Source organism: Streptomyces sp. NPDC017448, from assembly GCF_044330565.1.
Lineage (GTDB): Bacteria > Actinomycetota > Actinomycetes > Streptomycetales > Streptomycetaceae > Streptomyces.
The window spans coordinates 183,220-202,341 of the sequence record NZ_JBIRLM010000005.1; the positions used below are offsets into that span (position 1 = coordinate 183,220).

The window sequence follows — 19,122 nt, forward strand, 5'->3', positions numbered from 1 at the left end:
GCCGGACCGGACCGGGGCCGGACGGGACACCTGGCCGGACGGCCCGACCCGTACCCGCTCTTCCCGCCCCCGGCCTCCGTCCCATGCATCGCACACCTACCGCTAGCGTGCAGTCATGAACGCACCCGAACCCACCGCACCGTCCGCCCCCGTCTCCCCCGCCTCCCACGCCCACCCCCGGTTCGCGGAGGCGCTGGCCGAACTGGGTCTCCAGGTCGAGGTACGCCGCTTCCCGGACGCGACCCGTACGGCGGCGGAGGCGGCAGCGGCGGTCGGCTGCGAGCTGAGCGCGATCGTCAAGTCCCTGGTCTTCGCGGCGGACGGCGTTCCGGTGCTGGTCCTGATGGACGGCTCCTCGCGGGTGGACGTGGAGCTGGTACGGCGTGAACTGGGCGCGGGGAAGGTCGAGCGGGCGGACGCGGCCGTGGTCCGGGAGTCCACGGGGTACGCCATCGGCGGCGTACCGCCCTTCGGCCACGCCACCCGGACCCGCGTCCTGGCGGACCGGCGGTTGCTGGACCAGGCGGTGGTGTGGGCGGCGGCGGGCACCCCGCACACGGTGTTCCCGCTCGACCCGGAAACGCTGATCGCCCACGCGGGCGCGACGGTAGCGGATGTGCGCGAGTCGGCCGAGTGACCCCGGCGGTCGCCCTCGCGGTCCTCATGGCCGCGATAACGCACGCCAGTTGGAACGCCATCGCCCACGCGATCAAGGACCAGCTCCTCTCCTTCACGCTGATCTCCGGCGGCGGTCTGCTGATCGGTGTGGCGATGGCCCTCTTCGTGCCGTTCCCGGCGGCGGGCGCGTGGCCGTATCTCCTCGTCTCCGCCGCGCTGCACGTGGCGTACATGCTGTTGCTGATGCGTTCGTTCACGCTGGGCGACTTCGGCCAGATGTACCCGATCGCCAGGGGTACGGCTCCGCTGGTGGTGACGGTGCTGGCGGCGGTGTTCGTCGGCGAACGGCCGGACGCCTGGGCGACGGCGGGCGTGGCGGTGGCCTCGGCCGGGCTGGTCGGGCTGGCGCTGTGGGGCGTCCGGGGGTCCGGGAAGCGCCCGCACCGGCCGGCGATCGTGGCGGCGCTCGGCACGGGTCTGGCGATCGCCGGGTACACGACGGTGGACGGCGTCGGCGTACGGGCGTCGGGCGCCCCGCTGGGCTACGTCGCCTGGCTGATGGTCCTGGAGGGCCTGGCGATCCCCGCGTACGCGTACTACCGCCGCCGCGCCGGCCTGCTCCCGCAGCTGAAGCCGTACGCGGCGCGCGGCCTGCTCGGCGCGGCCCTCTCGGTGGTCGCGTACGGGCTGGTCCTCTGGGCCCAGACAAGGGCGCCGCTCGCGCCGGTCGCGGCGCTGCGGGAGTCGTCGATCATCGTGGGCGCGGCGATCGGCACGCTGTTCTTCAAGGAGCGCTTCGGGACTCCGAGGATCGCGGCGGCGGGGCTGATGGTCGTGGGCATCGGCCTGATGCTGCACACGGGTTGACGCCCACCTTCGGCCGCAACATGAGCCGTCCTCCCACTACGACCGTGAGGGCGGCAAACAGCGTCCTACGGCGAGGAGTCCGCCGGGACGCGCGACAGCGCGACCCGGTTCGCCGCGTCTCGGTACACCGCGGGGTCGACTCCGATACGGGCCCGGCGCGTGCCGATACGCGCCGACACACCGTCGCCGGGCCGCGCGGCACCGCGATGCGGTGTCCCGGGACATCAACCACCCGAACCGCATACGTACAGGCCGCCGCCTGAGAACCCGATCCCCTCTCACCACCCGCACCAGCTGCTCCCGGCCGGCCGCCGCACTGTCCGTGGCGGGACGTACAGTGCCCGCCCACGGATCACGCCAGGGGGAGAGCATGGGCGACTGGTTCCAGACGTGCGTCGACACCGAGGCCACCGCGGAGGACGCGCCGCGGCTCGGGAGAACGTGCGTGACCGGCTGATCGCGGAGAGCATCATCGGCGCGGAACGTCAGGACGACTGCGTGCTCGGGTGGGGACCGGGGTACCCGCCGGGAACGCTCTACGCCGAAGCCACCGACCACCCGGAGCCGGGGCTGTGCTCTCTGACGACCAACGGGCTGCATCTCGAAATAGGGCGTTCGGCCTTCTTCGGCGGGGGGGACCGATCCCTCGGCGGCCACCTGCCCGCACTGCGCTCGGGCGACCGTGCTCGTCGACCGGGGCCGGCGGGACCGGGTAACGTCCTTGTCATTCCAGACGTAGATCTACGCGTGGGATCGTGATGGGCCACTGCTGACGTCCTTCGGCGTCGCCGCCTGTCCCCCACCGTTGAATCCGTTGGCATCCGTAGACCGCTTCACCAGAGCACTTCGCATCCTTACCGGGAGAACCCGTGACCGTGAGCAAGAACATCAACAACCCCGTGGGCCAGGGCGGCGGCCAGCGCAAGAAGCTGTCCCGCGCCGAGCGGCAGAACAACGGTCCGCACCGCAACCTCGACCGCAAGGGCGCGGCCGACCAGAAGGCGGAGCTGGTGCGCAAGATGCGCGAGAAGGCGGCCGGGGCCGGGAGCGCGGCGGACGCGGGCACCGAGCGGACGGACGACGACACCGCCCAGAGCTGACGCCACCGGCCGCCGCGGGCTCCACGCCCGAGCCTCGGCCGGGCCCGGGCCGGCCCTGCCCAGGTCGGCTCTGCTCGGCTCGTCCTGAAGGAGGGGATCAGACAGTGAGCTCCGCCACCACTTCCCCGTCCTCGTCCTCCCCGGTCGGGCGGAAGCCGAGCGAGGCGTACAGGTGGGCGGCGGCCTCGTTGGCCGGGGCGTACGAGAGGCGTACGGCGGTGCAGTCGCCGCGGGCGGAGAGCCAGGCCGCCAGGGTCCGTACGGCGGCGCGGCCGATGCCCGCGCCCTGGTGGGCGGCGTCGATCAGCATGCCGCCGATCCAGTACGCGCCGTCCTCGTCCCGGGCCCACATGACGTGCCCGGCCACCTCGTCGCCCGCGACCACGGCCAGCGAGTTCCAGTCGTCCTCTCGGCTGCTCAGCACCAGGTAGCGGGCGGCCAGGGCCGGAACCCAGTCGCGCTGGTCGTCGCGCGGCGCACTGTCGGCGACCGCCCGCCAGTTGTCCGCGTCCACCGCCCGGAGGGTGACGGGACGGCCGGTTCTGTCGATGTGTCCGTGGTCGATCATCCGCGCAGGGTAGGCCCTGCCGGCCTCACGCGACCATGGGATTACGGCCGTGCCATCGCCTGCCGGAAGCCCGTGTTCACCGCGAGGATGCCGCCGTCCACGCGCAGCGTCGTCCCGGTGATCCAGGCCGCGTCGGTGGAGGCGAGGAAGGCGACGGCGGAGGCGATGTCCTCGGGGGTGCCGACGCGGCCGAGCGGGTAGAGGGCGGCGGCCCGCTCCAGCTCGGCGTCGCGGCCCGCCCAGGCGTCGGTGCGGATCGTGCCGGGGGCGACGAGGTTGACGCGGACGCCGCGCGGTCCGGCGTGGCCCGCCAGCGTCCGGGTCAGGCTGGTCAGGCCCGCCTTGGCGGCGCTGTACGCGTGGCCGCCGAAGTCCTGTTCGCCGTTGACCGAGCCGATGGTGACGATCGCGCCCCGGCCGGAGGCGACCAGGTGCGGCAGGGCGGCGCGGGCGCAGCGGAACGGGCCGGACAGGGTGATGTCCAGATCGCGTTCCCAGGTCGCGTCGGGCTCGTCCTCGAAGAGTTCGGCGTCCTCGCCCGCCGCGTACGCGTTGTTGACCAGGACGTCGAGGCGGCCGAAGGTCTCGACCGCGTGCGCCACCGCCGCCTCGACCGCCGTCCGGTCGGCCACGTCGCAGGCGAGGGAGGAGGCCGTGCCGCCCGCCGCGCGGATCGCCGCCGCCGTGTCGGACGCGCGCTCCGCGTCCAGGTCGGTGACGAGGACCGAGGCCCCTTCCGCCGCCAGGCGGCGGGCCGTCGCCGCGCCGATGCCCTGGCCGGCGGCGGTGATGAGGACGCTGTACCCGTCGAAGCGGGCGGAGTTCGGGGAGGGTTCAGGTGTCATAGCGCCGACCGTACTGCCCTGACCAGCGCCTGGGCACGGGGGTCGGCGGTGACGCCCTTCTGGAGGCCGTTGGTGACGTAGCCGAGCGCGATGCCGGACTCGGGGTCGGCGAAGCCGAGCGAACCGCCGCGGCCGGGGTGGCCGAAGGAGCCCGGGCCGAGCAGCGGGGAGGCCGGTCCGTGCAGCATGTAGCCCAGGCCGAAACGGGTGTTGACGACCAGCACCCGGTCGGGGCCCGCCGACTCCTCGGTACGGGCCAGGGTGAGCGTGGCGGGGGCGAACAGGCGGCGGTGGCCGTCGACGGGCCCGATCATCGCGGCGTAGCAGCGGGCGAGCCCCCGGGCGGTCGCGATGCCACCGGAGGCGGGGAGTTCGGCCGCGCGGTAGGCGGGGTCGTTCTCGTCGGGGAACGGGTCGATCGCGCCGAACGCCCGGCGGGTGAGGGAGTGCGGATCGCGGTACGCCTCGACGACGGAGCGCTTGGGGCGCACCCGCAGGCCCCCGGGGGCGGCGGTGGGGGCCGGGGGCTCCACCGGGCCGACGCGGCCGACGCGGTGGGCCTCGTCCGCCGGGAGCCCGAACCAGAAGTCGAGGCCGAGCGGGCGGGCGATCTCCTCGGCGACCCAGCGGCCGATGGTGCGGCCGGTGGCGCGCCGGACCAGTTCGCCGACGAGCCAGCTGTAGGTCTGGGCGTGGTACCCGTGGTCGGTTCCCGGCTCCCAGTACGGGCGTTGGGCGGCGACGGCGGCCGGCCCCGAGACCCCGTCGGCCGCTTCGGCGGGGGTGAGGGCGGTGTCCAGGGCGGGAACCCCGGCCCGGTGGGCGAGGAGGTCGCGGACCAGGACGCGCTCCTTGCCGTTCGCCGTGAACTCCGGCCAGTACGTGGAGACCGGTGCGTCCAGGTCGACCTGTCCACGCTGATGGAGCATCAGGGGGACGGCTGCGGCGATGCCCTTGCCCGCCGAGCGGACGATCTGCACGGTGTCGACGGCCCACGGCTCGACGCCGTCGACGTCCCGCGTACCGGCCCACAGGTCGACGACCTTGCGTCCGTGGCGGTAGACGGCGACGGCCGCGCCCCGCTCGCCGCGCTGCTCGAAGTTGCGGACGAACGCGTCCGCGACCGGCTCGTACCCGGGGGCCACCGTGCCCCGTACGTCCACGTCCGCCCCCGCGGCTCCGGCCCCGTCTTCCGCTTCCGCGCCCGCCGTCGTGCTCACTCCCGCGCTCCCGCTCATCCCCCCATGGTGCACGCCCCGGCGGGGCGTTCGAGGGGCGGGTCGCCGGGACCGCCGACCTGTCACGATCCGTCCCCGGCGGCGCGCGGCCGGGTGCGGCGGAGCGGGCGGGCACGACGGGGTGCGGCGGAGCGGGCGGGGCCGCGTGAGCGGGGCAACAGGTAAGCCGGGCCGTCCGGCGGGTAGACGGAAGGGGAGCTTCCTACGGGTACGCGGAAAGGGGGCGCCGTTCCACCGGGACCGCACGGCCTCCGTACCCGGTCGCACACGGTCACGGTACGCACACGCTCACCGTGCCGATCCCGCGAAATATGGGACATTAGATGACAAAGCTATACACGTAGGAGGAGCCGGCCATGTCCCCTGTGATCGAAGAACACGCACGCGCCCGGCTCATCACCGATGGTCCGCTGACCCGCCCGGTCCCCGTGGAGCTGCGCTACGACCCCGCCGACGAACGGCGCACCGTCCACATAGGGCTGCCGGACGGGACCGACTGGGCGTTCGGGCGCGACCTGCTGGAACGGGGGCTGCTCGCCCCGATCGAACGCGGCGACGTCCGCGTCTGGCCCTGCGGCCGTACGCAGCTGATCGTGGAGCTGCACTCCACGGACGGGGTCGAGGTGTTCCAGTTCGAGATCCGGACGCTGATCCGCTTCCTCGCCCGCACCCGTGCGCAGACGGCGGCCGCGCCGGCGGACGCCGGGCGGAAGCCGCAGCCGTCGTCCCACGCCCCCCGCCCGGAGGCCGTCCGCCCGGAGCGGGGCGCGCAGCCGGCCCACCGCTGACCGTCCGAACCCGAGACGTACGCCCGAAGCCCCCGGCCGACCGCCCGGAACCCGGACGTGCACCCGAAACCCCCGAGCCCCGGACGCAGACCCGAAACCTCCGGGGCGCGGCGAAGGCCCCCGTGCCGCTCGCACGGGGGCCTTCGCCGCGCCCCGGCCCCCCGTCCCCCGGGTGACCGGCGCTTCCGGGGCCGCGCTCCGCTCGGGCGCGGCCCCGGTGTTCGAACGGGCTTCAGACGCGGGCGAGTTCGCGCTCGCCGCCGTCCCCGCCCTCGGAGCCGGGCTCCTCGGTGAGCTGCTTCTGCAGCTTCTCCCCCTCCACGTCCACATTGGGCAGCGCCCGGTCCAGCCAGCGCGGCAGCCACCACGCCTTCTTCCCGAGCAGGGCCAGGACCGCGGGCACGATCGCCATGCGCACCACGAAGGCGTCGAAGAGGACGGCGACGGCGAGCGAGAAGCCGATCATCTTGATCATCTGCTCGCTGGAGCCGATGAAGCCGGAGAAGACCGCCATCATGATCACCGCGGCCGCCGTGACCACCCGGGCGCCGTGCTGGAAGCCGGTCACGATGGCCTGGCCGGGGCTCTCGCCGTGGACGTACGCCTCCCGCATCCGGGTCACGAGGAAGACCTCGTAGTCCATCGCGAGGCCGAAGACCACGCCCACCATGAAGATCGGCATCATGCTCATGATCGGGCCGGTCTGCTCGACGCCGAAGACCGAGCCGAGCCAACCCCACTGGAAGACCGCGACGACCGCGCCGAGCGCCGCGACCACCGAGAGCAGGAAGCCCAGGGCCGCCTTCAGCGGGACGAGGACCGAACGGAAGACCAGCATCAGCAGCAGGAACGCCAGGCCGACCACGAGCGCCAGGTAGGGCAGCAGCGCGTCGTTCATCTTCTGCGAGAAGTCGATGTTCATCGCGGTCGCCCCGGTGACCAGCACCTCGGCCCCGGTGTCGGCCTTGATGTCCTGGCCCGCGTCGCGGATGGCGTGGACGACCTCCTCGGTGGCGTGGGAGGACGGCCGGTCCTTCGGGATGACCGTGATCGTCGCGGTGTCGCCGGCCTTGTTGAAGACGGGCGGGACGACGGCGCTGACGCCGATCGACTCGATCTCCTCGGCCACCCGGTCCGCGGCGGCCTTCCCGTCGGAGCTGTTCTTCGCGTCGACGACGACCATCAGCGGACCGTTGAACCCGGGGCCGAAGCCGTCCGAGAGCATGTCGTACGCCTGACGCTGCGTGGTCGACTTCGGCTGGGCGCCGTCGTCGGGCAGGCCCATCTCCAGCGAGGCGGCCGGTACGGCGATGACGCCGAGGCCGAGGACGCCGACGAGGAGGACCCAGACCGGCTTGCGCAGCACGAACCGCGCCCAGCGGGTGCCCATGTTCGGCTTGGCCGCGGGGCGGCTCTCCGCCTCGGCGGACCTGCGCGCCCTGCGGCCCATGATCCGCTTGCCGGCGAAGCCGAGGGCGGCCGGGACGAGGGTGAGCGCGATGAGGACGGCGACGGCGACGGCCCCGGCGGCGGCCAGACCCATCTTCGTCAGCATCGGGATGTTGACGACGGAGAGGCCGACCAGGGCGATGACCACGGTCAGGCCCGCGAAGACGACAGCCGATCCGGCGGTCCCCACGGCCCGCCCGGCGGCCTCCTCGTGTTCGCGCCCCTCGGCCAGTTCGGCTCGGTAGCGGGAGACGATGAAGAGGGCGTAGTCGATGCCGACCGCGAGGCCGATCATCGTGGCGAGGATCGCGGTGGTGGAGCCCAGGTCCAGCACATCGGCCAGCGCGGTGATGGTCCCGACCCCGATCGCGACGCCGACGATCGCGCTCAGCAGCGAGAGCCCGGCGGCGACCAGCGAACCGAAGGTGATAACCAGCACCACGGCGGCTATGGCCACACCGATGGCCTCGGCGGTCCCGGTGTGCGGCATGACCTGGAGAGCGTCACCGCCGATCTCCACCTTCATACCGCTGTTCCGGGCGTCCTTCCCGACCTCCTCCAGAGCGCCCTTGGTCTTCTCGGTCAGCTCCATGGAGCTGACCTCGTAGCTGACCGAGATGTACGCGGTCGAGCCGTCCTGGCTCACCGCCTTCCGCTGGAACGGGTCGGCGACCGAGGCGACCTGCTCCGAGCCGGACTCCAGCTCCTTGACGATGCCGGTGATCTCGCGCTGGTTGGCGGGATCGGTCACCTTTTCGCCATTGGGCGCCTTGAAGACGATCCGGGCGGTGGCGCCGTCGGCACTCATGCCGGGGTTGCGCTCTTCCAGCAGGTCGAAGGCGCGCTGCGCCTCCGTGCCGGGGATCGAGAAGGAGTTGGAGGTGTCGGTGGACGCGGTGGCGAAACCGACTCCGGCGACCGCCAGCAGCGCCACCCAGATCAGGGCGACGAAGCGGCGGCGGCGGAAGGTCAGCCGTCCGAGCTTGTAGAGGAAAGTGGCCACGGGGGCGTTCTCCCGGTCAGGTCGTATGAGGGGAACAGGGCATGGGGAACCAGCCCGACGACGAGAGCGGCGTGTCAGGTGGGGTGTCGGGGAGAGGGCTGTACGGGTGGGGCGGGTACGGGGACGTCAGACGCCGAGGGCGGGGAGGACCACGGCGTCCACGTAATCCATGAGGAACGCCTGGTCGACCGGGCGGTCCTCGATCAGCTGCCGGGCGGCCAGCGCGCCGATCACCATGTGCGGGAGGTACTTCAGCGCCGGATTGTCCGCGCGCAGCTCACCCCGGTCCACCGCCCGTTGCAGCATCTGGTCGAAACCGGTCATCTCCGGTTCGATCAGCAGCTCGCGCAGGGCCTGGAGCAGCTCGGGGTACTCGTGGACGGCATGGCTCAGACCCCGCATCAGCGCGGCGTCCTTCTCCATCTGGCAGTCGTCGGACCGGCTGAGCACGGCGTGGAAGTCGCCGCGCAGCGTTCCGGTGTCGATGTCCGCGAGGTCCCCCGGCTTGTTGTGCCGGAGCGCTCGGGCGACCAGCTCGGGCTTGGAGCCCCACTGGCGGTAGAGGGTGGCCTTGCTCGACCGGGTGCGGGCGGCGACGGCGTCCATGGTGAGGGCGTCGTAACCGACCTCGCGCAGGAGGTCGAGGACGGCCTCGTACAGCTCGCCCTCGCGCTCGGGGGTCAGCCTGGTGCGTGCCATGGGCCGACCTCCTTCGCGCTTGATCACCGTTTTCCGCTCGGCAGTTTCGCACACTGACCTCGCTCAAGATTGAACGAAACTGTTTCGTACACCTTGACGGTACCGCCACCCCTCAGCGAAACGAAATCGTTTCGCTTGTGTCGTGCACCACAAGTTGCCCCCGGCCCCGCGCACCGAAAACATTGGGGGGTGAGTGACGACGTCGCGTATCTCCGTTTCCCGCACCTCCACCAGGACGTGCTGTGCTTCGCGGCGGAGGACGACCTCTGGGTCGCCCCCCTCGCCGCCGCGGGGCACCGCCCCGGACGGGCCTGGCGGTTGACGGTCGACCGGACCCGGGTCAGCCATCCCCGCTTCTCGCCGGACGGGGCCTCCATCGCGTACACGAGCTGGCGCACCCTGGACCCCGAGATCCACCTCGCCCCGGTGGACGGCGGCCCGGCCCGCAGACTCACCTACTGGGGGTCGACGGACGCCCGCGTCTGCGGCTGGACCCCCGATCCCGGCGAGGCGTCCCAGATCCTCGCCGTCTCCTCGCACAACCAGCCGTTCTCGTACTTCTCCTGGGCCTACAGCGTCCCCACCGACGGCAGCCCCGGCGGCAGGCTCCCCTGGGGCCCGGTCTCCGACATCGCGGTCGCCGACCTCGACGGCGAGCGCCGCACCCTGCTGCTCACCGGCACGCCCCCGCACGAGCCGGCCGCCTGGAAGCGCTACCGGGGCGGGGCCATGGGCCGGCTGTGGCTGCACGGCGAGCGGCTGCTCCCGGAGATCGGCGGCCACCTCGCCAACCCGATGTTCGTCGGCCGCCGCATCGCGTTCCTCTCCGACCACGAGGGCGTCGGCAACCTCTACTCCTGCCGGACCGACGGCGCCGACCTGCGCCGCCACACCGACCACGACGCCTTCTACGCCCGCAACGCCTCCAGCGACGGCCACCGGGTGATCTACCAGTGCGCGGGCGAGCTGTGGCTGGTGGAGGACCTGGAGTCGCCCGACGCCGTCCCGCGCAAGCTGGAGGTACGCCTCGGGGGGCCGCGCACCGGGCGGCGCGTCCACCAGGTGCCCGCCGCCAGCAACGTCGACTCGCTCTCCGTGGACGAGACGGGCCGGGCCAGCGCCGTCACCGTGCGAGGCAGCCTCTACTGGCTCACCCACCGCGACGGCCCCGCCCGCACCATCGCCGACACCCCGGGCGTACGGGTGCGGCTGCCGGAGATGCTCGGCAGCGGCGGGCGGGTCGCGTACGTCACCGACGCGGAGGGCCCGGACACGGTCGAGATCGCCTACCTGCCGCGCGCCAGCGGCGACCGCCCGCCGCGCAGGCTGGCCACCGGGCTGCTGGGCCGGGTCCAGGAGATGGTCGCCGACCCGGACGGGGAGCGCCTCGCCATCGCCTCCGACGACGGCCGGCTGCTGCTCCTGGACACGGGCGAACCGGAGGCGGAACCGCTCGGGGCGGCCGGGGGCCCGAGGGCGGCCGAGGAGCCCGGGGCGGCCGGCGGAGCCACGGGGGCCGAGCGGTCCCCCACCGGCTCGACCCGCGCCGACCTCCACGCGGCCACCGGCGCACCGGTCCCGCAGAGCGCCGCCCCGATCGACGAGCACCCCGGCCTCACCGAGCTGATCCGCTCGGTCAACGGCCCGGTCCGGGACCTCGCCTTCTCCCCCGACGGCGACTGGCTGACCTGGTCGCACCCGGGCGTGGGCCGCTCGCTGCGGCAGATCAAGCTGGCCCGGATCTCCGGGCCGGGGGCCCCGGTGATCGTGGACGTCACCAACGGCCGCTTCGAGGACGAGAACCCGGTCTTCACCGAGGACGGCCGCTACCTGGCGTTCCTCTCCTGGCGCGGCTTCGACCCGGTGTACGACGTCCACACCGGCGACCTGTCGTTCCCCCTCGGCTGCCGCCCCTACCTGGTCCCGCTCTCCTCGGCGACCCCCTCCCCCTTCGCGCTCTCCCCGGACGGACGTCCGGCGGCGGGCGGCCTGGACCCCGTGGACGTACCGGACGGGGGCGGTTCGGAGGGTTCGACGGTGCTGGTGGAGTTCGAGGGGCTGGAGAGCCGGGTGACGCCGTTCCCGGTCTCGGCCTCCAAGTACTCGGCGCTCGCTCCGGTGAGCGGCGGCGGGCTGGTGTGGCTGCGCTGGCCGATCTCGGGGGCGCTGGGCGAGACCTTCGCCAACCCGGCCGACATGTCGGGGCGGCCCACCCTGGAGCACTTCAACATCGCCAAGGCCCGCAGGACCGAACTGGTCGACCACCTCGACTGGTTCGCCGTCAGCGGCGACTCCTCCCGGCTGGTCGTGATGGACGACGGTGAACTGCGGGCGGTCCCCGCGACCGAGCCGGGCGACGGCGACTCCACGGTCTACCTGGACCTGCGCCGCATCCTGCACGAGGTCGATCCGGGAGCGGAGTGGCGCCAGGCGTACGGGGAGGCGGGGCGGATCATCCGCGCCTACTTCTGGGAGCCGGACATGTGCGGCATCGACTGGGACGGGGTGCTGGACCAGTACCGCCCGCTGGTCGAACGGGTCGCGTCCCCCGACGAGTTCGCGGATCTGCTGCGCGAGGTGCTGGGCGAGCTGGGCACCTCGCACGCGTACGTCTCCCCGGCCCGCCGCAACGAGGGCCCGCCGCACTACCAGCGCGCGATCGGCCTGCTCGGCGCCAACCTGGTCTGCCGGGACGGCTCCTGGATCGTCCAGCGCATCCTGCCCGGCGACTCCTCGGACTCCAAGGCGCGTTCGCCGCTGGCGGGCACCGGGATCAGGGAGGGCGCGGTCCTCACCCACGTCGACGGCCGCCCGGTGGACCCGGTGGCCGGCCCGTTCCCGCTGCTGACGGCGGCGGGCGGGACCACGGTGGAACTGACCTTCTCCCCGGCGGGCGGGGGCCCCTCACGCCGGGTGGCGATCATGCCGCTGGTGGACGAGCGGCCCCTGCGCTACCAGGACTGGGTGGCCAAACGCCGTGAAGTGGTGCGGGAGTTGAGCGGCGGCAAGTGCGGCTACCTGCACATCCCGGACCTGGGCGGCTCCGGCTGGGCCCAGTTCAACCGGGACCTGCGCCTGGAGGTGGCGCGGCCCGCGCTGATCGTGGACGTCCGGGGCAACGCGGGCGGCCACATCAGCGAACTGGTCGTGGAGAAGCTGACCCGCACGATCCTCGGCTGGGACCTGACCCGTAACGCGCAGGCGGTGAGTTACGCCTCGAACGCGCCGCGCGGACCGGTGGTCGCGCTGGCCGACGAGGCGACCTCCTCGGACGGCGACATGATCACCGCAGCGTTCCGGCTGCTGAAGCTGGGGCCCGTGGTGGGCCAGCGCACCTGGGGCGGCGTGGTCGGCATGACCGGCCGCCACCGGCTGGGCGACGGCACGTCGATCACGGTGCCGATGAACGCGGCCTGGTTCGACACGTACGGCTGGTCGGTGGAGAACCACGGCGTGGAGCCGGACGTCGAGGCCCTGCGCACACCGCTGGACTGGGCCGAGGGCCGGTACGCGGTCCTGGACGACGCGGTCCGCCTGGCCCTGGAACTGCTCGCGGCCCACCCGGCGGCGACCCCTCCGTCGTACGACACGGCCCCGAACCTGAGCAGGCCCCCGCTGCCGCCGCGCTGATCGGGGGACCGGTGGTGGAGGGCGCCGGTCCGCGCCCCCGCACATGACGGAGGCGCACCCGGAAACCCGGGTGCGCCTCCTGGCGCGACGCGCGCGCACGCGCGGACCGCAGCGCGCACGCGTCACACTTCAGCGACCGTCAACGGTCAAAACGCTCGCGCGCCCGGTCCGTCGCGTCCTGGGCACGGTCCTTCATGCCCGAGGTGTCCGGCTTCCGGTCGCGGGACTCGGAGGACCGGTCCTTGGCCTCGTCCTTGCCCTGGCCGCCCTTCTGCTTGGCCTGGTCGGCGAGCTCCTGCGCCTTGTCCTTGAACTGGTCTGCGATACCCATGCTGTTCACTCCTGTGGGATGCGTGGGGGTACGTGGGGGGCGGCCCCCGGAGGGGCCGTGATCAGCCTCGCACGCACCGGCACCCCGCGCATGTCGGACCGCTACCCACCGTGACGCACGGCCCGGCCGCCCCGCCGCCTACCGGGCCGCACGCTCCGCACGCGCGTCCTGGTCCGCCGCTCCCCCGGCCCCCACCAGCCCCTTGGGCACGGTGTGCAGGCGCGGTTCGAAGCGCCGCATCTCGCGCCGACCGCCGATCGCGAGGACGGAGGGCAGGTAGCCGCGGACCGCCTGCATCCCGCGCAGCCACCCCTGGGCGTACACGTGCGGGGAGCGGCGGGCGATCCCCTCCACGATCCGGTCGACGGCCGGGCCGAGCGGGTACGTGCGGTTCATCGGCCAGGGCAGCCGCTGCCGCAGCTCGCGCATCACGTCGTCCTGGTCCGCGCCGCGCACCATGTCGGTGTCGGTCCAGGAGAGGTAGCCGACGCCGACCTTCACGCCCTTGTATCCGACCTCGGCGCGCAGGCTGTGCGCGAACGCCTCGACGCCCGACTTGGACGCGCAGTACGCGGTCATCATCGGGGCCGGGGTGATCGCGGCCAGCGAGGCTATCTGGAGGAAGTAGCCGCGGCTCTCCATCAGCACCGGCAGGAAGGCCCGCCCGGTGACCGCGCCGCCGATGAGGTTGACCTCGATGACCCGCCGCCAGGCGTCCGGGTCGGATTCGGCGAACGGGCCGCCGACCGCGACGCCCGCGTTGGCGACGACCACGTCCACCTTGCCGAAGCGCTGCTTGACCTCGCCGGCCACCCGGGCCATCGCCTCGTGGTCGGTGACGTCCGCGAACCAGTGGTCGCTCTCGCCGTGCAGCCGCTCGGAGACCTGCTTCAGCTCGTCCGGCTCCAGGCCGACGAGCGCCAGCGTCGCCCCGCGCGCCGACAACTTGCGGGCCAGCAGTTCGCCCACGCCCCGGGCCGCGCCGGTGACGACGACGACCTGGCCCTCCAGACTCCGCTTGCCGCTCATGCGACATCCTCCTTCTCGGCCGTGGCGGCCTTGCCCGTGGTGGCCTTCCCCTGCACGGCCCCGCTCGCGGCGGCCGCTCCCTTCGCACCCGTCCCCGTGGCGAGGTACCGGGCGACCAGCTCCCTGATCTTCGCGGTGACGGCCTCCGGGGCCTCCACCGGCGTCATGTGCCCCATGCCCGTCAGCTCGGTCAGGCCGAGGCCGACCGGCAGGGCGCCCGCGAGGGCCCGCGCGTGGACCGGCGGCGTCAGCCGGTCGTCCGTCCCGGTGATCACCGCGGTCGGCGCCCTCAACTCCCGTACGCCCGACGCGAGATCCAGTTCCGCGAGCACATGGCCCCACGCCACCCGGGCGCGGCGCGGGCAGGCGTGCACGATCCGGGCGCAGGCGTCCACCCGGTCCGGGGCCGAACCCGCCCCCATCGTCGCGTACTTGAGGATCTTCCTGGAGACCGGGTTGACCGGCCCGAGCGGGGCCTTGGCGCCCAGTACGGCCGTGGTGATCCGGGTCCGCAGCGCGCCCGCCCGGATCGGCACGACCAGCGCCTCGGCGGCCAGCCGCGTACTGCCGGTGGAGCAGAGCAGGACGGCGGCGGCGTGCTCGCGCAGGGCGGGCCGGGCGGCGGCGGCCATCACCGTCATCCCGCCCATGGAGTGCCCGGCGATCACCGCCCTGCGGCCCGGTTCGAGCGTGGCGGTGAGGACCGCCTCGAGGTCGTCGGCCAGGGCGTTCGTGCTGTAGCCGCCGGGGCCCGGTTCGGGGCTGAGTCCGTGGCCGCGCTGGTCGTAGGCGATGACCCGGTGGTCGGCGGACAGGTCGCGGATCTGGGCGTCCCAGAAGCGGGTGCTGCAGGTCCAGCCGTGGGCCAGCACCACCGCGGGGGCGTCCTCGGGGCCGTGCAGTTCGACGTGGACGCGGGCGCCGTCGGCGGACCGTACGGCCAACTCGGCGGCGGGTACCGGCGGTACGGTGTCGCGGTGCAGGAGGCGGCTCATCGCGCGGCCTCCTCGGCGACCGGTCCCGCGTCCGTCGCGGCGGTCACGGCCTCGCGGTCGGTGCGGCCGGGCTGTTCGGGTACGCGCCCGCTGCCGACGCCCCGCCGTGCGCCACCCGTGCCGCCGGCCCGGACGACGTCGTACTCCGCGAGGTCCACCGACCGGGTCTGCCGCCGGAACTCGGCCGTGGTGCCCGGCCAGACCGTCGTGTTGCGGCCCTCCGCGTCCAGGTACCAGCTGGTGCAGCCGCCGGTGTTCCACACGGTGCGCTTCATCCGCTGCTGGACCTTGTCGTTCCACGCGGTGACGGAGGCGTCCCGGGCGTCGAGTGCGGCGCGTCCGCCCAGCACGTTCAACTGCCGCAGGTAGTCGGCCATGTAGTTCAGCTGGGACTCGATCATCAGGATCATGGAGGAGTTGCCGAGCCCGGTGTTCGGGCCGATGATCGTCATCCAGTTGGGGAACCCGGCGGCGGTCGCGCCGCGCAGCGAGTTCATCCCGTCCTTCCAGGTCTCGGCGAGGGTGATGCCCTCCGTGCCGACGACCCGTTCCGCGATGGGCATGTCCGTCACGTGGAAGCCGGTGCCGAAGATGATCGCGTCGACCTCCGCCTCGCTCCCGTCGGCGCCGACCACCGTGGAGCCGCGCACCTCGCTGAGCCCGGCGGCGACCACGTCCACGTTGGGCTGGGCCAGCGCCGGGTAGTAGGCGTTGGAGAGCAGGATGCGCTTGCAGCCGATGCGGTAGTCCGGCGTCAGCTTGGCCCGCAGCACCGGGTCCTTGATGGCCCGCGCCATGTTGGACTTGGCCAGCTTCTCCACCAGCCCCAGCTGCTGGGGGTGCTTGGTGAAGGCGCTCACCTGCAACTCCCGGATGCCCCACAGCAGTCCGCGGCGCGCGGTGCCGGTGACGGGGATAGCGCGGTGGAGCGCGCGCTCGGCCTTGCCGATGGCGCGGTCCATACGGGGCATGACCCAGGGCGGGGTGCGCTGGAAGAGGGTGAGCTTGGCGGTCTTCGGCTGGATGGCCGGGACGATCTGGATCGCGGAGGCGCCCGTGCCGACCATCGCGACGCGCTTGCCGGCCAGGTCGTAGTCGTGGTCCCAGCGCGCGGAGTGGAAGACCTTGCCGGGGAAGGAGTCCAGCCCGGGTATGTCGGGCATCTTGGGGTCGGAGAGCGGCCCGGTCGCGGAGACGACGACGTCGGCGCGCAGGATCGATCCGTCAGCACCCTCGATCACCCAGTACAGGTTCTCCTTGTCCCACGTCATCAGCTTCACCTCGTGGTTCAGCCGGATGTGCGGACGGAGCCCGAAGTTGTCGGCGACGCCCTCCAGGTAGGCCCGGATGTGCTCCTGGCCGGAGAAGGTGCGCGGCCAGTCGGGGTTGGGCGCGAAGGAGAAGGAGTAGAGGTGGGACGGTACGTCGCAGGCGCAGCCGGGGTAGCTGTTGTCGCGCCAGGTGCCGCCCACCGAACCGGCCCTCTCCAGGACGACGAAATCGGTGATGCCTTCGCGGCGCAGCCGGACGGCGGCCCCCAGGCCCCCGAATCCGGTTCCGATCACCGCCACACGTACGTGTTCCTGCTGGGCCATGCTGCCGCCTCCCCGCGGTACGTCACACCACTCTGCCAGCAATCACTGGCATGGTTCGGAGAGTAGAGCAGGACCGTACTGATGGGTAGGGGGCGGACCGGGGAAAGTTACCGGCGGTACAACATAGGGTGCCCCTGTGGCTGAAGGACGCGAGCACCGCGAATACCGCATGGAGGAGCTGGCCGAGGCGGCGGGCATCACCGTGCGGACCCTGCGCTTCTACCGCGAGCGCGGACTGATCCCGCCGCCCCGCCGCCAGGGCCGTATCGCCTGGTACGACGACCACCACCTGGCCCGCCTGCGCACCATCACCGGCCTGCTGGAGCGCGGCCACACCCTCAACGGCATCGCCGACCTGGCCGCCACCTTCGAGAGCGGGCGCGACGTCGCCGAGGTGCTGGGCCTGGGCGAACCGACCGAGGAGACGCCGGTCCGCCTCACCCCGGAGCAGCTCGCGGACTACTTCGAGGGCGAGGTCACCCCCGAGAACCTCGCCACCGCCCTGGACCTGGGATACCTCGCCACCGACGGCGACGAGATCGTGCACATCAGCCGCCGCCTGCTGGAGGTGTCGGCCGAGCTGGTACGGGAAGGGGTGCCGCTGTCCACGGTGCTCTCCTCGGGCCGCCGCGTTCGCGAGCACGCGGACGCGCTCGCGGAAATCTTCGTACGCGTACTGCATGCCCACACGAAGGAGACCGAACCAGCCCAACTGCGCCCGCTGGCCCGCGCGGTGGTGGACGCCGAGCTCTCCATGGCCCTGGACCGCAGGCTCCGGCGCGAGGACGGCACACAGCCCCCGAAGGCGTGAGCACCCGCGCGCGCCCGACTCGCGAGCACCCGCGCACGGGAACCCCCCGGGAGCGCCCGCGCATGCCCTGCGAGCCCCCGCGCGCCGGGCCCACGGCTCGCAGCCGCGCCCACCGCTCGCAGCCGGGCCCACAGCTCGTGGTCGGGCCCACAGCTCGTGGCCGGGCCTACCGCTGCAGCGGGGCCTACCGCTCGTAGACGACCGTGACGGGCGCGTGGTCGCTCCAGCGCTCGCCGTGCGTGGCCGCCCGCTCGACCCATGCCTTCACCGCACGCCCGGCCAGCCCGGGGGTGGCCATCTGGTAGTCGATGCGCCAGCCGGTGTCGTTGTCGAAGGCGCGCCCGCGGTAGGACCACCAGCTGTACGGCCCTTCCACGCCCGGGTGCAGCGCCCGTACGACGTCGACGTATTCGGCCTCCTCCAGCACCCGGGTCAGCCAGGCGCGCTCCTCGGGGAGGAAGCCGGAGCTCTTGCGGTTGGCCTTCCAGTTCTTCAGGTCGGCCTCCTGGTGGGCGATGTTCCAGTCACCGCAGACCACGACCTCGCGGCCGTCCGCCGCGGCCCGCTCCCTGAGCCCCCGGAGGTAGGGCAGGAAGGCCGCCATGAAGCGCTCCTTCTCGTCCTGGCGCTCGGTGCCGACCTCCCCGGAGGGCAGGTACAGGCTGGCGACGGTGACGCCGGGAAGGTCGATCTCCACGTACCGGCCGCTCGCGTCGAACTCCTCCGCCCCGGGGGCCCCGAAGCCGCCGAAGCCGATCTGGACCCGCTCGGGGGTCTGCCGCGAGTAGAGCGAGACGCCTGCCCGGCCCTTGGCGGCGGCGGGCGCGTGGACGGTGTGCCACCCCTCGGGGTCGCCGACCTCCGCGGGCAGCTGGGCGAGCTCGGCCCGCACCTCCTGGAGGCAGATCACATCGGCGTCGGTCTCCGCCAGCCACGCGACGAAGCCCTTCTTGGCGGCGGCGCGCAGGCCGTTAACATTCACGGAGGTAACTGTGAGAAGCATCCGGAAACAGTACCTACTCACCCCCTCCGCACAGATATACGATATTCAGCATGCTTATTCACCGCCGGACGTTCGACCACCCCGACGCCGTCAAACTCAATGACCAGGTGCAGCTCGAATACGCCGAGCGTTACGGCGACGAGGGCGATGTCACACCGCTCGACCCCTCCATGTTCCTCCCCCCGCACGGCCTGTATCTGATCGCCTACGACGAGCGCGAGCGCCCGGTGGCCACCGGCGGCTGGCGCACCCAGAACCGCAACGCCGAGGGCTACGAGGACGGCGACGCCGAGATCAAGCGGATGTTCGTGATACCCGAGGGGCGTGGCAGGGGTCTGGCCCGGCGGATGCTGGCCGCCCTGGAGGAGGACGCCCGCGCCGCCGGCCGTGTCCGCATGGTCCTGGAGACCGGCGACCAGCAGCCGGAAGCCGTCGCGCTGTACACGTCGAGCGGCTACTCCGTGTGCAAGAAGTTCGGCCACTACCGGGAGTACGAGAGCAGTATCTGCATGGCCAAGCCGCTCCGGCAGCCCGGAGCGTGAGCCGGCGCGCG

At 72.9% G+C, this 19,122-nt stretch carries 17 protein-coding genes; 7 read left to right on the forward strand and 10 right to left on the reverse strand.

What is annotated here, in order from left to right; all coding sequences use genetic code 11:
- Nucleotides 1-115: 115 nt before the first annotated feature.
- The 3 genes from ACH4K1_RS11495 to ACH4K1_RS11505 all read left to right on the forward strand — a co-directional run bounded on the left by ACH4K1_RS11495 (nucleotide 116) and on the right by ACH4K1_RS11505 (nucleotide 2,585).
- Nucleotides 116-637 (forward strand): YbaK/EbsC family protein, encoded by a 522-nt coding sequence (locus ACH4K1_RS11495; RefSeq protein ID WP_398088636.1) that lies wholly within the window; start codon nucleotides 116-118, stop codon nucleotides 635-637.
- Complete coding sequence (locus tag ACH4K1_RS11500) at nucleotides 634-1,485, forward strand: EamA family transporter (RefSeq protein WP_398088638.1); 852 nt, start codon at nucleotides 634-636, stop codon at nucleotides 1,483-1,485. Before ACH4K1_RS11495 ends, ACH4K1_RS11500 begins: the two co-directional genes overlap by 4 nt.
- A gap of 869 nt (nucleotides 1,486-2,354) precedes the next feature.
- Nucleotides 2,355-2,585 (forward strand): DUF6243 family protein, encoded by a 231-nt coding sequence (locus ACH4K1_RS11505; RefSeq protein ID WP_398088639.1) that lies wholly within the window; start codon nucleotides 2,355-2,357, stop codon nucleotides 2,583-2,585.
- Between the two features lie 97 nt (nucleotides 2,586-2,682).
- On the opposite strand, the gene ACH4K1_RS11510 is transcribed toward ACH4K1_RS11505, so the two are convergent.
- Genes ACH4K1_RS11510 through ACH4K1_RS11520 form a run of 3 tightly spaced genes read right to left on the reverse strand, consistent with a single transcriptional unit; the run spans nucleotide 2,683 to nucleotide 5,161 of the window.
- Nucleotides 2,683-3,153, reverse strand: coding sequence for a GNAT family N-acetyltransferase (locus tag ACH4K1_RS11510; RefSeq protein ID WP_398088641.1), 471 nt, complete (start codon nucleotides 3,151-3,153; stop codon nucleotides 2,683-2,685).
- A gap of 41 nt (nucleotides 3,154-3,194) precedes the next feature.
- Complete coding sequence (locus ACH4K1_RS11515; RefSeq protein ID WP_398088643.1) at nucleotides 3,195-3,998, reverse strand: SDR family NAD(P)-dependent oxidoreductase; 804 nt, start codon at nucleotides 3,996-3,998, stop codon at nucleotides 3,195-3,197.
- Complete coding sequence (locus ACH4K1_RS11520) at nucleotides 3,995-5,161, reverse strand: serine hydrolase domain-containing protein (protein ID WP_398088860.1); 1,167 nt, start codon at nucleotides 5,159-5,161, stop codon at nucleotides 3,995-3,997. The genes ACH4K1_RS11515 and ACH4K1_RS11520 overlap by 4 nt, the downstream gene beginning before the upstream one ends.
- Before the next feature lie 431 nt (nucleotides 5,162-5,592).
- On the opposite strand from ACH4K1_RS11520, the gene ACH4K1_RS11525 reads away from it, so the two are divergent.
- Nucleotides 5,593-6,024 (forward strand): SsgA family sporulation/cell division regulator, encoded by a 432-nt coding sequence (locus ACH4K1_RS11525; RefSeq protein WP_398088645.1) that lies wholly within the window; start codon nucleotides 5,593-5,595, stop codon nucleotides 6,022-6,024.
- A 232-nt stretch (nucleotides 6,025-6,256) separates the two neighbouring features.
- On the opposite strand, the gene ACH4K1_RS11530 is transcribed toward ACH4K1_RS11525, so the two are convergent.
- Both ACH4K1_RS11530 and ACH4K1_RS11535 read right to left on the reverse strand, forming a co-directional pair.
- Entirely contained in the window at nucleotides 6,257-8,476 is a 2,220-nt protein-coding gene (locus tag ACH4K1_RS11530) for an MMPL family transporter (RefSeq protein ID WP_398088646.1), read from the reverse strand.
- Between the two features lie 126 nt (nucleotides 8,477-8,602).
- Nucleotides 8,603-9,175, reverse strand: a complete 573-nt coding sequence (locus tag ACH4K1_RS11535) for a TetR/AcrR family transcriptional regulator (RefSeq protein ID WP_398088647.1) — start codon at nucleotides 9,173-9,175, stop codon at nucleotides 8,603-8,605.
- Nucleotides 9,176-9,364: 189 nt separating this feature from the next.
- Between ACH4K1_RS11535 and ACH4K1_RS11540 the strand changes: the two genes are divergently transcribed.
- Complete coding sequence (locus ACH4K1_RS11540) at nucleotides 9,365-12,805, forward strand: S41 family peptidase (protein WP_398088648.1); 3,441 nt, start codon at nucleotides 9,365-9,367, stop codon at nucleotides 12,803-12,805.
- Between the two features lie 139 nt (nucleotides 12,806-12,944).
- On the opposite strand, the gene ACH4K1_RS11545 is transcribed toward ACH4K1_RS11540, so the two are convergent.
- From ACH4K1_RS11545 to ACH4K1_RS11560, 4 genes are all read right to left on the reverse strand, one after another.
- Complete coding sequence (locus ACH4K1_RS11545; RefSeq protein ID WP_398088649.1) at nucleotides 12,945-13,136, reverse strand: hypothetical protein; 192 nt, start codon at nucleotides 13,134-13,136, stop codon at nucleotides 12,945-12,947.
- A gap of 138 nt (nucleotides 13,137-13,274) precedes the next feature.
- Nucleotides 13,275-14,165 carry an SDR family oxidoreductase gene (locus ACH4K1_RS11550; RefSeq protein WP_398088650.1) on the reverse strand — a complete coding sequence of 297 codons (891 nt, stop codon included), beginning with the start codon at nucleotides 14,163-14,165 and terminating at the stop codon, nucleotides 13,275-13,277.
- Complete coding sequence (locus ACH4K1_RS11555) at nucleotides 14,162-15,160, reverse strand: alpha/beta fold hydrolase (protein ID WP_398088652.1); 999 nt, start codon at nucleotides 15,158-15,160, stop codon at nucleotides 14,162-14,164. The genes ACH4K1_RS11550 and ACH4K1_RS11555 overlap by 4 nt, the downstream gene beginning before the upstream one ends.
- Entirely contained in the window at nucleotides 15,157-16,755 is a 1,599-nt protein-coding gene (locus tag ACH4K1_RS11560) for a flavin-containing monooxygenase (RefSeq protein WP_398088653.1), read from the reverse strand. The genes ACH4K1_RS11555 and ACH4K1_RS11560 overlap by 4 nt, the downstream gene beginning before the upstream one ends.
- Before the next feature lie 169 nt (nucleotides 16,756-16,924).
- Here ACH4K1_RS11560 and ACH4K1_RS11565 point away from each other — a divergent pair, with 169 nt between their 5' ends.
- Entirely contained in the window at nucleotides 16,925-17,566 is a 642-nt protein-coding gene (locus tag ACH4K1_RS11565) for a MerR family transcriptional regulator (protein WP_073772101.1), read from the forward strand.
- A gap of 184 nt (nucleotides 17,567-17,750) precedes the next feature.
- Here ACH4K1_RS11565 and ACH4K1_RS11570 read toward each other — a convergent pair whose 3' ends face one another.
- Nucleotides 17,751-18,569 (reverse strand): exodeoxyribonuclease III, encoded by an 819-nt coding sequence (locus ACH4K1_RS11570; RefSeq protein ID WP_398088655.1) that lies wholly within the window; start codon nucleotides 18,567-18,569, stop codon nucleotides 17,751-17,753.
- Between the two features lie 50 nt (nucleotides 18,570-18,619).
- Between ACH4K1_RS11570 and ACH4K1_RS11575 the strand changes: the two genes are divergently transcribed.
- On the forward strand, nucleotides 18,620-19,111 hold the full coding sequence (locus ACH4K1_RS11575) for a GNAT family N-acetyltransferase (protein ID WP_398088656.1): 492 nt from the start codon (nucleotides 18,620-18,622) through the stop codon (nucleotides 19,109-19,111).
- The last annotated feature ends 11 nt before the right edge of the window (nucleotides 19,112-19,122 follow it).

Coding starts and splice junctions, on each gene's coding strand:
- ACH4K1_RS11535 (WP_398088647.1), bottom strand. CDS start 9,175: ATGGCACGCACCAGGCTGACCCCCGAGCGCGAGGGCGAGCTGTACGAG.
- ACH4K1_RS11545 (WP_398088649.1), bottom strand. CDS start 13,136: ATGGGTATCGCAGACCAGTTCAAGGACAAGGCGCAGGAGCTCGCCGAC.
- ACH4K1_RS11510 (WP_398088641.1), bottom strand. CDS start 3,153: ATGATCGACCACGGACACATCGACAGAACCGGCCGTCCCGTCACCCTC.
- ACH4K1_RS11560 (WP_398088653.1), bottom strand. CDS start 16,755: ATGGCCCAGCAGGAACACGTACGTGTGGCGGTGATCGGAACCGGATTC.
- ACH4K1_RS11525 (WP_398088645.1), top strand. CDS start 5,593: ATGTCCCCTGTGATCGAAGAACACGCACGCGCCCGGCTCATCACCGAT.
- ACH4K1_RS11550 (WP_398088650.1), bottom strand. CDS start 14,165: ATGAGCGGCAAGCGGAGTCTGGAGGGCCAGGTCGTCGTCGTCACCGGC.
- ACH4K1_RS11495 (WP_398088636.1), top strand. CDS start 116: ATGAACGCACCCGAACCCACCGCACCGTCCGCCCCCGTCTCCCCCGCC.
- ACH4K1_RS11570 (WP_398088655.1), bottom strand. CDS start 18,569: ATGCTTCTCACAGTTACCTCCGTGAATGTTAACGGCCTGCGCGCCGCC.
- ACH4K1_RS11575 (WP_398088656.1), top strand. CDS start 18,620: ATGCTTATTCACCGCCGGACGTTCGACCACCCCGACGCCGTCAAACTC.
- ACH4K1_RS11565 (WP_073772101.1), top strand. CDS start 16,925: ATGGAGGAGCTGGCCGAGGCGGCGGGCATCACCGTGCGGACCCTGCGC.
- ACH4K1_RS11555 (WP_398088652.1), bottom strand. CDS start 15,160: ATGAGCCGCCTCCTGCACCGCGACACCGTACCGCCGGTACCCGCCGCC.
- ACH4K1_RS11515 (WP_398088643.1), bottom strand. CDS start 3,998: ATGACACCTGAACCCTCCCCGAACTCCGCCCGCTTCGACGGGTACAGC.